This is a genomic window from Mesorhizobium sp. P3_B5 (assembly GCF_056402815.1).
This window is the reverse complement of sequence record NZ_JBFUGR010000010.1, coordinates 147,452-159,496: the sequence shown is the minus strand read 5'-3', so window position 1 is coordinate 159,496 and position 12,045 is coordinate 147,452. Positions and strand designations below refer to the sequence as shown.

General features: G+C 60.1%; 12 protein-coding genes and 1 pseudogene. 3 read left to right on the top strand and 10 right to left on the bottom strand.

Annotated features, from left to right (window positions below; translation table 11 throughout):
- Positions 1-21: 21 nt before the first annotated feature.
- The 8 genes from AC1DVW_RS23285 to AC1DVW_RS23250 all read right to left on the bottom strand — a co-directional run bounded on the left by AC1DVW_RS23285 (position 22) and on the right by AC1DVW_RS23250 (position 8,702).
- Positions 22-399 (bottom strand): c-type cytochrome, encoded by a 378-nt coding sequence (locus tag AC1DVW_RS23285; protein WP_477326225.1) that lies wholly within the window; start codon positions 397-399, stop codon positions 22-24.
- 31 nt (positions 400-430) lie between these two features.
- Positions 431-1,309 (bottom strand): cytochrome c oxidase assembly protein, encoded by an 879-nt coding sequence (locus AC1DVW_RS23280; RefSeq protein ID WP_477326223.1) that lies wholly within the window; start codon positions 1,307-1,309, stop codon positions 431-433.
- 292 nt (positions 1,310-1,601) lie between these two features.
- Complete coding sequence (locus AC1DVW_RS23275; RefSeq protein WP_477326221.1) at positions 1,602-2,204, bottom strand: cytochrome c oxidase subunit 3; 603 nt, start codon at positions 2,202-2,204, stop codon at positions 1,602-1,604.
- A complete protein-coding gene (gene ctaD, locus AC1DVW_RS23270; protein ID WP_477326219.1) occupies positions 2,201-4,111 on the bottom strand; it encodes a cytochrome c oxidase subunit I in 1,911 nt (636 codons plus the stop codon). Before ctaD ends, AC1DVW_RS23275 begins: the two co-directional genes overlap by 4 nt.
- Positions 4,108-5,100, bottom strand: a complete 993-nt coding sequence (gene coxB / locus AC1DVW_RS23265; protein ID WP_477326217.1) for a cytochrome c oxidase subunit II — start codon at positions 5,098-5,100, stop codon at positions 4,108-4,110. The genes ctaD and coxB overlap by 4 nt, the downstream gene beginning before the upstream one ends.
- On the bottom strand, positions 5,097-5,660 hold the full coding sequence (locus tag AC1DVW_RS23260; RefSeq protein ID WP_477326215.1) for a c-type cytochrome: 564 nt from the start codon (positions 5,658-5,660) through the stop codon (positions 5,097-5,099). The genes coxB and AC1DVW_RS23260 overlap by 4 nt, the downstream gene beginning before the upstream one ends.
- Positions 5,661-5,724: 64 nt before the next feature.
- On the bottom strand, positions 5,725-8,115 hold the full coding sequence (locus tag AC1DVW_RS23255; protein WP_477326213.1) for an FdhF/YdeP family oxidoreductase: 2,391 nt from the start codon (positions 8,113-8,115) through the stop codon (positions 5,725-5,727).
- A 386-nt stretch (positions 8,116-8,501) separates the two neighbouring features.
- On the bottom strand, positions 8,502-8,702 hold the full coding sequence (locus AC1DVW_RS23250) for a KTSC domain-containing protein (protein ID WP_477326211.1): 201 nt from the start codon (positions 8,700-8,702) through the stop codon (positions 8,502-8,504).
- 404 nt (positions 8,703-9,106) lie between these two features.
- Here AC1DVW_RS23250 and AC1DVW_RS23245 point away from each other — a divergent pair, with 404 nt between their 5' ends.
- Positions 9,107-9,514, top strand: a complete 408-nt coding sequence (locus tag AC1DVW_RS23245) for a DUF427 domain-containing protein (protein ID WP_477326209.1) — start codon at positions 9,107-9,109, stop codon at positions 9,512-9,514.
- 305 nt (positions 9,515-9,819) lie between these two features.
- Positions 9,820-10,218 (top strand): low affinity iron permease family protein, encoded by a 399-nt coding sequence (locus AC1DVW_RS23240; protein WP_477326207.1) that lies wholly within the window; start codon positions 9,820-9,822, stop codon positions 10,216-10,218.
- A 502-nt stretch (positions 10,219-10,720) separates the two neighbouring features.
- Here AC1DVW_RS23240 and AC1DVW_RS23235 read toward each other — a convergent pair.
- On the bottom strand, positions 10,721-10,924 hold the full coding sequence (locus tag AC1DVW_RS23235; RefSeq protein WP_042640013.1) for a CsbD family protein: 204 nt from the start codon (positions 10,922-10,924) through the stop codon (positions 10,721-10,723).
- A gap of 165 nt (positions 10,925-11,089) precedes the next feature.
- On the bottom strand, positions 11,090-11,713 hold the full coding sequence (locus tag AC1DVW_RS23230) for a hypothetical protein (RefSeq protein WP_477326205.1): 624 nt from the start codon (positions 11,711-11,713) through the stop codon (positions 11,090-11,092).
- On the opposite strand from AC1DVW_RS23230, the pseudogene AC1DVW_RS23225 reads away from it, so the two are divergent.
- A pseudogene (locus AC1DVW_RS23225) lies at positions 11,712-12,025 on the top strand (DUF892 family protein); the annotation flags it as partial. The gene AC1DVW_RS23230 and the pseudogene AC1DVW_RS23225 sit on opposite strands and share 2 nt — an antisense overlap.
- Positions 12,026-12,045: the final 20 nt, after the last annotated feature.

The window sequence follows — 12,045 nt, the reverse complement described above, 5'->3', positions numbered from 1 at the left end:
TTGCGTCAAAAACATCCAGGGTCATTGAGCATAAAGATACGCTGCCAGGTCTTTGGCTTCCTGTTGCGAGATGCCAGTCGCCGGCATCGCCGTCTGCGGGGAGAAGCTCCGGGGTGAAACGATCCATGCGACAAGGTTGTCGGAATTGTTTTCCAGCACGCCCGCTATGTACACACGCTTTGACAGGCCGGCGAGCGGCGCACCGGCCTGGCCGTCCGCTCCCGGTATGCCGGGAATGGTGTGGCAACCGGAGCAGCCGTAGCGGCGAAAGATTTCCGGCGCGCGTTCGGGATCGCCTCCGGTCATCGTTTTGACCACGGCCGCCTGCGTGTGGTCGTCGCGCGCCACCTCGGCCGCGAAAAATGCCGCTGATGCCACGACCAGGGCAATGCCGATCAAGGCGGTGCGGCCAGAGGGAGACGCAAGCAGATCAGGCATTTTGCGCCTTTCTTTCGCTCGAGCCGCGAATCCAGAGCGCCAGCATCGTCATTGCCGCCCCCGCATAGATGGTGCCGGCGGGCATCCACATGATCATGCCTGCCAATTGCTGGTCTTCCAGGGGCGTCAGCCCCCAGGCCGCCGCGTCTTGCGTCTGTGCGATGTAGAGCACGCGTGGGGCAAGCGCCATCAAGGCGCCCAAAACGCCGGTGTGGATCATGGTTGCGAACAGATACCAGGCTGACGCGCCGGTGTCGCTTCGCCAGACAATCGCCCACCAGAACAACATCGCCGTCGCAAAGAAGCTGAGATGCTGGAGGCGATGCAGGGCTGTGCTGGTTACGGCCGCGTCGAATAACACCGGTGCGTGCCAGGCCCAGATGGCGGCGCCATGAACGATGGTTGAGTTCGTGGCGCCCGTGCACCAGTCCCATGGTCCGCGTATCAGAGGAGAACGCATCGCCGACCCGACCGCATGACGCGCCGCTGCGGGTAATCCCCACAGCAGGATACCAACCGGCCGCGCGAGCACGATCAAGGGTGCCGAGACGGCCATGACGATCTCGTGCTCGATCATATGAAAGGTAAAAAGGTGCTCGCCTAGCCAGTGAAGCGGCGAAAGCAGTGCGCCCGCCAGTGTCAGTATGCCGCCGCAAGACAGCAAGGCGGGGATGATCATGCCGCCAGGCCGTCTGGTTCGCCACGCCAACCTCACGGCGCCCACGCAGTAGAGTATAGCTAGTATCGCAAGCGGGACGACGATCCACGGGTCAAATGTCCAGGGAAACCGCGAACCATGCGCCTCGTCTCCATGCGCTATCGCAGGGGTAGCGATCATCAAGAAGACCAATATCCAGATCAGCGCTGGCATGGGTCGAGCAGCATCGTAGCCGTCCCCTGCAACGACAGCGCAAAGACAAATGTCAGTGCGATCAGAAAGCCCGCGTCGACGACAAAACGTTTTGATTGGACCAGTCCCGTTGAACTGACCCGTGACGCAGCGACGCCGGCGATCGACACGACGAAAAGTATGGCGCATGAGGCAGCGGTCCAGGGAACAGTCTGTCGGCAATCAATGTAGGGTGTAATTTGTCCAAGCTGGGTGCTGAGCGCCCAGGCTAGGGGCGGCACGACAAGGCCGGTATATCGAAGCCAACTGTTCGTCATAGCCGTGGAACCCAATAGAGACATGCGTACATTGGCAACCACGTAACGACCACGAAGTTCCAGTACATTGCGTTGTCGCTAACATCCCCGAAGCGCCGCGCGTTGTCGCCATGCCGTGAAAACATCAGGCAGGTCAGGACCAGCGTCTCGATCAGATCGGTCAGAATGTGCGTCGTATGGAGGCCAAGCATGACCCACACGATCGAGCCGTAGGCGTTTTGGTCCCACTTGATGTGCATGGCCGGAAATTCAAAGGCACGCAGGATTAGTGGCACTATCCCGAGCAAGGACATGACGATGAGGCCGACACGAACCTTCAGCAAGTCCTGGTTGCGCGCCCAGCGGGCGAGGAAGAGGTTGGGAACAAGGCTCGCCAGCAGCAGGGCTGTCATGCTCGTTCCGGCAAGCAGGTCAGGCGGTCCGACCTCCAGGGGCCACCGCGGTGCCAGGCTCATGAGGTAGAGATAGACAACGATGGAAAGCGCAAAGCCCGTGCCTTCAATGAGCATGAACGCCAGCGTTCCCCACCAGGACACACTCGCGGTGCCGAGGCCATGCGGTGGAAGCTTCCTCAGGTCGAGTACGACGCCTTCCTTCATGACTCGTCCTCCGGTGTGCCCTTTGGCCAGAACCAGCCAATGAGTGCGATCGCAACTGGTATCGAGCCCCAGACGACCGCCCATGGAGTGAATATCGACCAGATCAGCGTCGCGGTGGTGGCAAGTGCCGCCCATAGTGGCCAGATCGAATCCCCGGACGACGATTCGCGCGCTTCCGGAACGGCTTCAACGACACTACCGACCAACAGTTCGCGACGGTCGACGCGCAGACCCGAAGCGACGGCCGGCATCTCGGGGTTGTCAGACAGCGGTTCAAGGCTGCCGACCACCGGCAGCCGGGCGAAGTTGTACGGCGGCGGCGGCGACGAGGTTGCCCACTCGAGCGTTGAGGCTCCCCACGGGTTGGATGGCGCGACGGCACCTGACCTGGCACTGCGAATTGCGTCGATGAAGAACAGCAGGAAACCGAGAGCGAGAATGATCGCGCTGAGGCTGATGAACATGTTCAGGCCGGACCATGGCATCTCTGGCTGGTAGGTGTAGATGCGCCGCGGCATGCCCCGCAGGCCGAGAAGATGCATGGGGAAAAAAGTCAGGTTGAAACCAGCGAAGATCAGGCCGAACACCCAGCGACCGAGGGTCTCGCTCATCATGCGGCCGGTCAGCTTGGGGAACCAGTAATAGATCGCGCCGAGCAGGGGAAAAACCGCGCCGCCAACCAACACGTAATGAAAGTGCGCCACGACAAAATAGGTGTCATGCACCTGCGTGTCGAACGGGACTGACGCCACCATCATGCCGGTCAGGCCACCAATGACGAATATGACCATGAAGCCGATGACGAACAAAAATGGAGTTTTGAAGATGGGCCGCCCGGCCCACATCGTCGCAAGCCAACAGAAGATCTGCAGTCCTGCTGGAACGGCGATCGCCATGCTCGAGGCGGTAAAGAAACTTTCTCCCAGCCGTGGGAGCCCGGCGACGAACATATGATGCACCCACAGGCCGAAAGCCAGGACGCCCGTGGAGATCAGAGCCATCACCATGCCCAAATAGCCGAATACGGGCCGCCGCGTGAACGTTTCGACGATCGCCGATACCATGCCCACCGCCGGCAGGAAGATGATGTAGACTTCGGGATGTCCGAAGAACCAGAACAGGTGCTGCCACAGCAGCACGTCGCCCCCCTCGGCCGGATTGAAGAAATGTGTCTCGACAAGCCGATCGAGGATAAGGGCCGTGCTGGCGATCATGATTGCCGGCATGGCCAGGATGACAAGAAACGATGTGACCAGCATCGACCAGACGAACAACGGGATCCGGTCAAGCGACATTCCCGGCGCGCGTTGCTTGAAGACGGTCACCACGATCTCGACGGCGACCGCGAGCGCTGAGACTTCGGTGAAGGTGATCATCTGAGCCCAAATGTCGGCACGCTTTCCAGCCGCATATTCGGGACCGGATAGCGGGACATAGGCGAACCACCCGACATCCGGACCGGCATCGAGCATAACGGCGATCCACAGCAGCAAGCCGCCGGCGAGATACATCCAGTAGGAGAAGGCATTGAGGCGCGGGAAGGCGATGCTTCGCGTTCCCACCATCAAGGGCACGAGGTAGACGGCCATCGCCTGCATGACGGGCACGGCAAAGAGGAACATCATGTTCGTGCCGTGCATTGTGAAAATCTGGTTGTAGCGATCGGGCCCGATAAACCGGGCTTCGGGTTGCGCCAGTTGCAGCCTCATCAGCAGGGACAGCAACCCGCCAAGTGCCAGGAAGACAAAGGCCGTGGTGATGTAGCGCCGGCCGATGATCTTGTGATCGACCGTCGAAAGGGCCCCCCACAGGCCTGGCGGCGTTGCCCACGTCGCCGTAAGGCGGCGGTCCAGTTCGGTAGCGTCGAATGCCGTGTCACGGAGCTCGCGGTCATCTTCGCGCGTCATTTCAGGCTCTCCATGTAGGCGGAGATGTTCCGGAGTTCGGCGCTGGTCAGCGGGACCATCGGCATATTGTTTCCCTGCTTGAGCGTCTGCGGGTCGGCAATCCAGGCCGCCAGCGAACCGCGCGTGGTTTCCAATAGCCCGGCGGCGATCGTCTGCCGTCCGCCGATATGCGTCAGGTCGGGGCCGGTCGTGCCGTTGGCAGACGTGCCCCGCACCGTGTGACAGGCAGCACAGGGCTTTGCCAAAAAGGCCACTTGCCCTGCGGCCGCGTCCGGATCGGAGGGCGTCATTGCATCACTACGCTGTGACGCCGCCCAGAATTCATAGTCCGCCGGCGTCTGGGCGATCACCATCATCGCCATGTGGCTGTGCTGCAACCCGCAGAACTCGGCGCATTGGCCACGGTAGACCCCCGGCTTTTCGGCTCGTAGCACCAAACTATTGGAGCGACCCGGAACAAGGTCCTGCTTCCCCGCGAGGCTAGGAACCCAGAACGAATGAATGACATCGGCGCTTTCAAGCCGGAGCTGGACATCCGTCCCAACGGGAATGTGAATTTCGTTGGCGGTTTGAAAGCCAGGCGTAGCACCTGAGCCGGCATAGAAGACCTGCCACCACCATTGCTGGCCTTTGACCGTGATCGTGAGGGCGGCGCTCTCCGGGGAGCCAATGCTGCGGGTGGTATAAAAGCTTGCGATCGTCAGGCCGGCGATGATGATGGCGGTGGCCACAACGGCGGCAATCACCGTTCTTGTCAGCCGCGCCTCGGACGTCGCGCTTTCCGTTTCCGCGCGACGGCCACGCAGGAGCGCCAAGGCAAGCATGACCATCACCAAGATCCAGATTACCGTGCACACGGCGACTATGCCGATGATCAGGTGCGCGACATGGATGGCGGGAGCGCCATGCGGATCAAGCGCCGACTGGTTGCCGCTGCAGCCCGACACCACGGCAATGATCGATAGCAGAAGGGCGCGGACGGTCCTCAAGGCGAGGGTCCCTGGGCCGGGTGAACGCCTGCCGGCCCCTGGTCGAACAGGATTTTGGCCGGACCGCGATTCTCGGCCGGGCGGGTGTGTTTGTCATCGTTGCGACTGGGTGCCGCCACCTTCGGCGTATAGGAACCGATCGTCTGGACATATCCTGCAAGCTGCCAGATCTGTTCGATCGTCATCTTGTCGCGAAAGGCGGGCATGCCGTGCGGGCGGCCGTCCCGGATGGAAGCCACGATGGAAACCATTTCAGGTCCGTAAAGCCACCAGCCGTCAAGGAAACTGGGTCCGACACCGCCACGGCCGTCGCCGTGACACGCGCTACAGCCGAACCAGGCATAAAGACGCTTGCCCTGGCTCAGATTGTAAGCGTCGCTTTCATACACTTTGCCAAGTGCGAAATAACTCTCTGGCGGGGTTCCGCTGATATCGTTTTGCATGAGGTGGAACCGGTCGAGATCGGCAGCAACGGGCGGGTCCGCGCGAAGCTCTCTCGGTTGCCGCAACCAGCCGAGGACACCGCCCGCGCCGATGATGAGTAGGAGCCCGGCAGCCATCAACGCTGACGTCGGAGTTCTGATCGCCCTCTCTGAAACGGTAACGCGGTCTGTCCCCATGGGGTCACCCATCTGGATGTAAGCTCGATCGGCTAAGACGGACTGGCAAAAGCTTATACGAAGGCGTCTTCGACTTCGGGTCGTGGTGAGCCAGAGGGAAGAGGGGGTTTGTCTCGGGAAAATAGGCCCCACAGCAGCCCTTCGGAATGTTGTAGGAAACGACCCTCAATCCCGTCACCTTGCGCACGGTAGCCTCATCGATCGCCGTAGTCAGATCGACAATTTCGCCATCGGCAAATCCCAGGCGCGCAATATCCTCTGGGTTGATGAATACAATCTGGCGCGTGCCGTTCACCCCGCGAAACCGGTCGCTGTAGCCATAGATCGTCGTGTTGAACTGATCGTTGGAGCGAAGCGTCGCGAGATGAAGGACGTCGGTACTCTGCGACGTAGACAATTCAGGAAACAGCCTGTCTGGCGTGATGAAATTTGCTTTACCGCTTTGCGTCACCCATTTGCGTTCGCGCGCCGGCAACGGTCTGGCGAACCCGCCAGGCTTAAAAAGGCGCTTGTTGAAATCCTTGAAAGTCTCCGGGTACGTCCGCTCGATGGCGTCTCGAATCTCGGCATAGTTGCCGACCCAGGCGTCCCAGGGAACCTTCGTCTCGCCGAGCGTGGCCTTGGCAATGCCGGCCACGATCGCCGGCTCCGACAGCAGTTCCGGGCTGGCCGGCTTTGCCTTGCCGCGCGACCCATGGAAATGGGCGATGGAACTTTCCACCGAGACCGCCTGCGGACCAGTCGCCTGCTGGTCCACCTCGATACGGCCGAGGCAAGGCAGGAGATAGGCGATCTCACCGTGCAAGACGTGGCTGCGGTTGAGCTTGGTCGCGATCTGAACGCTCAGCCGCAGTTTGCGCCATCCCTCTTCAATGGCTCCGGTCTCCGGCACCGCTTTTAAGAAATTCCCGCCCAAGCTGATGAAGGCGCGGGATTGACCGTTCATGATGGCTTCGCACGTCTCGACCGTTGAGCGGCCCGTCCAGCGCGGCGGCTCGAAGTCGTAGAGTTCGGAAAGCTTGTCCAGCGGAGCCAGCCCCGGCTTTTCCGTGATGCCGACGGTCCGTTGTCCCTGGACGTTGGAATGGCCGCGGACGGCACAGATATTCGCTCCCGGCTTGCCGATGTTGCCGCGCAGCAGCGCGAGATTGCAGATCATATGGACGTTCTGGACGCCCATAATGTGCTGCGTCAGGCCCATGCCGTATACCGTCATGACCGCATCGGATTTGGCATAGGTGGCCGCAGCCTGCATCATCTGATCGCGGCCGAGCCCCGAGACGCGCTCCAGCTCATCCCACTGGTATGCCCGTGCGGCCTGAGCAAATTCTTTGTATCCAGCCGTATGCTCCTTGATGAAATCATGATCCAGCACGTGCTTCTTGTCGACCGAGGCCATCGAGGCTGCGAAAGCGACCATTGCCGCATTGTCAGGGTCTTTCGGTTTACCGTCGTTCCCGGCCACGCGACTTTTGCCGTTGAGGGCATCATCGGCTTCGATGAGCGCCTTGCAAACGCCGAACAAGGCCGCAATGTCGCCGCCATTGTTGACCTGATAGTATTCCGACGAAATCTTCGTCTCTTTGCCGGTCAGCATCTGGCCCGGCGACTGCGGATTGACGAAGCGTTCCAGGCCGCGTTCACGCAGCAAATTGAAGGTGACGATCTTCACCCCCCGGTCGACAGCATCCTGGAGGTCGTGAAGCAGCCGCGGCGAAGATGTCCCGACGTTCTGGGCGATGTAGAAAATACAGTCGGTATTTTCGAAGTCCGACAAGATTGCCGTGCCGACAGAGGCGCCGATACTCTCCGGAAGCGCCACCGAAGAGCTTTCGTGGCACATGTTGGAACTGTCCGGCAAATTGTTGCTGCCGTACATGCGGGCGAACAACTGGTACATGTAGCTCGTTTCAAGCGATGCTCGGCCAGAGGTGTAGAGGTCGACCTGATGGGGATTGAGGGCGCGCAGCTGCCGGCCGATCTCACCGAACGCTTCTGACCACGTCACCGGAACATATTTGTCGCTGATCTGGTCCCACCGCATAGGTTGGGTAAGACGACCCTGTTTCTCCAAGTCGTGATCCGGCCAGTGTTCCAGCTCGCTCAGCGCGTGTTTGGCGAAAAAAGCCGGATCGGCCCTTCGGGAGGTGATTTCCCAAGCGGTCGCCTTGGCGCCGTTTTCACAGAACTCAAGTGGATGCGGCTGTGACGGTTTTGCCCAAGCGCAACTGACACACATGTAGCCTTCGGGCTTGTTCTGGGCCGAGAGCAGCCTTGTCCCTTTCAACGCGACGTGTTCTCTGGCGATGATCGCAGTTACCGATTTCGCGGAGCCCCAGCCACCGGCCGGTCCTGCATACGGTTTGATGGTGACCGACCTTGTCTTCGACGTCATTTTCAGCCCCATTGCACAGAGCGAGGCCGATGCCGAGCCCGGATACATAGAACTTGGAATCTGCCGGACGGTTCCACGGATGACGTGACTTCGTTGAGGTCGCGCCTTTGCTGACAGACGGGTCAGATTTTTGCATCCGTGCGACTAGGAATGCAGCGGCGGAATCGTGCCTCAGACGCCGGTATTTTCGTTGTGCGCCCAGCGGAAGGCGAATAGCGGTGCCTGGCCATGGCGCCTACGATGCCTATTCAACCCCGATGCCTCCCCCTCCGATGCGGTTATCGGACGGGCGGGACATGGTGTCCCGGTTCACGGGCATATTTGCTCCGCCGAGACGTCAACGACGTAATCTCTCCCTCGCGCCGCGGAGTGGCTCGAGCAGGCGGTCATCCCACGCGGCGACACTTGTGGAAATCGCGAACAAATTCGTTGAAGAAGCGGCCCTTCGAAAAGGCCCTCCTGAAAGCGGCATAGGTTGCTGGAGAAACGTTCTCATACTCATAGCGATTGCCGCTCGGCACAAACCAGACGGAGAGGGTTCTCGTCGTGGGATCGTAGTTGGTGTTTCGGATCACTGTCGACGGCATACTGGCACCCGATGACACGGATTAGAACCCACAAGGGACCCTTGAGTTCCCTTTGCCAGGCGCCTTTCGCTTGACCTGCGTCGACCTCAACGACTGTTGCGCGTCGATTGATATTCAAGAAAAGCGCGATGCAGGATTTGGCAAGAGACAGAAGCAATCGTTTGGGAGGATCAAAGGCGTGGCGGCCCGTTGGCCCTGGCGGTCGACAAGGCCGGCGCGCTGTGAACGCCGACGTTGTCGGAAAACACACCGTGGCGCGCGACTTCCCCAACCAAACGCGCCTCGGGCCGAATTGTCGACGCTCTCGCGCGAATGCCGGAACCTCATGCATCTCCGCGCATTTCGTCTTCGCGGTCGCGGACAGCACGTTGTCCCCCGCTATCAATCCGCCAGGGAGAAACCAGATGCAAACTTCAAGCGCGATTTCAGGATATGCAGAGCGGTTGGCAATAGAGCCGTTTGCCGGCACGGTGACAGTGCGATTTTCCGACGCAATAGTGGCTGCCACGGAACGAGCAAAAGTGCTTCGCGAAGAGGGGCACGAGCCCGTGTTCTATATCCCTTTCGAGGACATCTATTTCGATCTTTTCGAAAAGACGAGCACCACAAGCGAGAGCCCATTGAAAGGAACCGCGAGCTACTGGCGTGTCCATGCTGTGGGTGCCTCGTCCGACAACTTCATGTGGGCATATGAGACGCCGGACGCGGCACCACAGGCCATTGTACGTCATGGCGCTTTCGATGCGGAAAAAGCACGCATTGACGTCGATGCGGCCGAGGATAAGCGCCACACGCCACATTTCACTGAGTAGGTTGCCCTTCCGGAGACCTCCGCATTTGGCGGCCTACGGCGATGGCGAAGTCTCGTGTCGAGGCTTGTTTTTGAAGGGCGCCATCCACCTCATCGGGCAGCGCCTGCACCGGCAAACTGCGGTTGAGCGTTGGGCAGAGCTGCAGCGCCGACGGGAGGTTGGTGCGCTGGAGTCTTTTTTGATGATGCGATCTTGGGAGCGAAGGCAATGGATGAGCTGCACAATAGCGTTGTGGAGGCCCGGCGGCACCTTGCGGTGCCCGTCTCGCTCATGCTGACGGTCCTCTTGGCCGGCTTGTTCCTCACGTGAACCGGTTCCTGTTTCTCGCCGCCGACTTTCTGTCGCGTCCGCCCGGCTTTTATGTCTTGGTCGTGGCGATGGTGCTCTGCACTCTTTTGGTGCCCTTCGGTCTTACAAATGCCGTTACCTACGCACTTTCGGTTGCGGCCATTATCATCACGGGCGTTGTGCTGATCCAGGGTTATCGAGACACCGCCGCCATACACGCCAAGCTGGACGAGTTGATTATCGCGCTGGCAGAGACCCGAAACGACGTGGTGGGGCTGGAGCACGCCGACCCGCATGAGATTAAATCGAAGCTCACGCAACTCGAACAGGAGGCCCAGTCCGATCTCTCGCGCCCCTCTCGCACAAGTCGGGGGGAAGTCGCCGAATTCGACGCAGACAACTCCGACGGAACGTAAGGCGCCTAATCTGAGCCCTCTTTAAGGCTTTGGTGCCATTTCACGGACCAGCTTATTCGGCCGCCGATACTTATCAGCAGCTCGCGAGGTATTGACCGTGACGGCCGTGCCGGCTTGGTGGACTGACCGACGCCACGCTATATCGGCCGATGGCAAGATACTCGACAACTGCCAGGCTAGCAGATGGCAATGTGATGAACCGCGCCCCACCTAAACGATGTGTCAGGGCCGGAAAGTTTGCGTTCCACTACCTGAAGGCCGCTCCGGTCGGAACGCTGACCATCCGCGTAAAGAGCGTGCGTAGCTCGGCCTCATAACGGAAATGTTCGGCTGCTGGAGGCGGTGCCGCGGCTGACGGAAGGACTGCCCTCGATTCGGATCTATCGGCCTGCCAAGCAGTGGAGCACTCGAGGCCTTCTGCAGGAAGTCCATGGTTGTGAGGCAATAAAGAAGGGCGCCGTACATAAAGCGCCCTTCACAATTCGGCATGCGGTCTCGGTGTTTACCAGCCTTGGCGGCCGTACCAGTCGTCGATATCGCGTCGAACGCGATCCTTCTCGATCCCGTAGCGCTCCTGGATCTTGCCTTCGAGCTGATCGCGCTTGCCGGCGATACGGTCGAGATCATCATCAGTGAGCTTGCCCCACTGTTCCTTGACCTTACCCTTCACCTGCTTCCAGTTTCCTTCGACTCGGTTCCAGTCCATGGCACCTTATCCTCCTTGTTTCGGATAGAGCGAAAACGCCGTCAGCCGATGGGAGTTCCACGACGAATTTTTCACTATAGGGCCGCTTCGATGCAGGCGTTGAAAGTCGTCCCGCCACAACAAGCAGTTTCGATCGCATGACGGCTCGCAAGGTTTTTGGCGCCATCAGCGCAACAATCCCTCGTCCTCGAACGCGTCCCAGCCTTCTAACTTTGGCGGTGAGCCGTCTGTCTGCCGGCCGGCCTTCGTCAGGCGGGCCTTATTACCCTTACCCTGCGCCTTTCCCGCGCGTGTCAGTGCGGCCTTGCCGGCGCCGCGCCGCCTGTTTTGGGAGACTTCCTGCGCATCCTCTTCTCGCCAGACAGTCGGGAGATCACGGTCCAGAATGTCCTCGATGTGGCGTGCGTCGAACACGTGAAAGGTAACCTTCGTGGATCGGCCGCGCATCTTGACGGTTCGCGTGCCAATGCTTTGCAGCCGACCGTCCTTGATCCATTTGTGGCGCTCACGCGCAGAGATCGTCAGAACATCCTCTGCCTCGCGTGGAAGCACGGGCAGCTCGTCGATGCCCTCCAAAATTTGGGATATTGTCACAGAGGCGGCTCGGAATTCGTCTGCCTCGTCTTCTGGCATCCTCAATGCAATGCGACCGGTCTCTGCTTTCACCTGCTTGCGCACTGCCCATGGCAGGCGAGCGCGCAGTTCGCGCTCGATCCCCTTCGTACGAACTGACGAACCAAGGGTCGCCGACGGTGGCAGCGGCCATTCAGCAATCAGCGAGGTGCTCATGGAGCAGGTGTTCAAGTCGATAGGCAAGACGGCCTCGGGCGAGAAATGCGACGCTATCGAAGGCCTTATCAAGGAAGCCGACGGGCTGATGGAAGAAGCGTCAAGGACGGCTCTCGAAGCAGGCTTGCTGGCAGCGTGCCAGGCAGTCGAGCACTACGAAATTTCCCGGTGCCGGTCTCTGCGGGAATGGGCGAAAGACCTCGGGCATGACGAGGCGCACAAGCTGCTCAGTTAGATACTTGATCATCAGGAGAGGCGACCAACAACAAGCTGACGAACCTCGCGGTCACGTCGATCAACAAGCCAAGTTGACGACTCCCTGTGATGCGGAA

Excerpts from the sequence above, each read along its gene's own strand:
- ctaD (WP_477326219.1), bottom strand. The coding sequence starts at position 4,111 with ATGACGCGCGAAGATGACCGCGAGCTCCGTGACACGGCATTCGACGCT.
- AC1DVW_RS23280 (WP_477326223.1), bottom strand. The coding sequence starts at position 1,309 with ATGCCAGCGCTGATCTGGATATTGGTCTTCTTGATGATCGCTACCCCT.
- AC1DVW_RS23235 (WP_042640013.1), bottom strand. The coding sequence starts at position 10,924 with ATGGACTGGAACCGAGTCGAAGGAAACTGGAAGCAGGTGAAGGGTAAG.
- AC1DVW_RS23230 (WP_477326205.1), bottom strand. The coding sequence starts at position 11,713 with ATGAGCACCTCGCTGATTGCTGAATGGCCGCTGCCACCGTCGGCGACC.
- AC1DVW_RS23255 (WP_477326213.1), bottom strand. The coding sequence starts at position 8,115 with ATGACGTCGAAGACAAGGTCGGTCACCATCAAACCGTATGCAGGACCG.
- AC1DVW_RS23260 (WP_477326215.1), bottom strand. The coding sequence starts at position 5,660 with ATGGCTGCCGGGCTCCTACTCATCATCGGCGCGGGCGGTGTCCTCGGC.
- AC1DVW_RS23245 (WP_477326209.1), top strand. The coding sequence starts at position 9,107 with ATGCAAACTTCAAGCGCGATTTCAGGATATGCAGAGCGGTTGGCAATA.
- AC1DVW_RS23275 (WP_477326221.1), bottom strand. The coding sequence starts at position 2,204 with ATGAAGGAAGGCGTCGTACTCGACCTGAGGAAGCTTCCACCGCATGGC.
- AC1DVW_RS23250 (WP_477326211.1), bottom strand. The coding sequence starts at position 8,702 with ATGCCGTCGACAGTGATCCGAAACACCAACTACGATCCCACGACGAGA.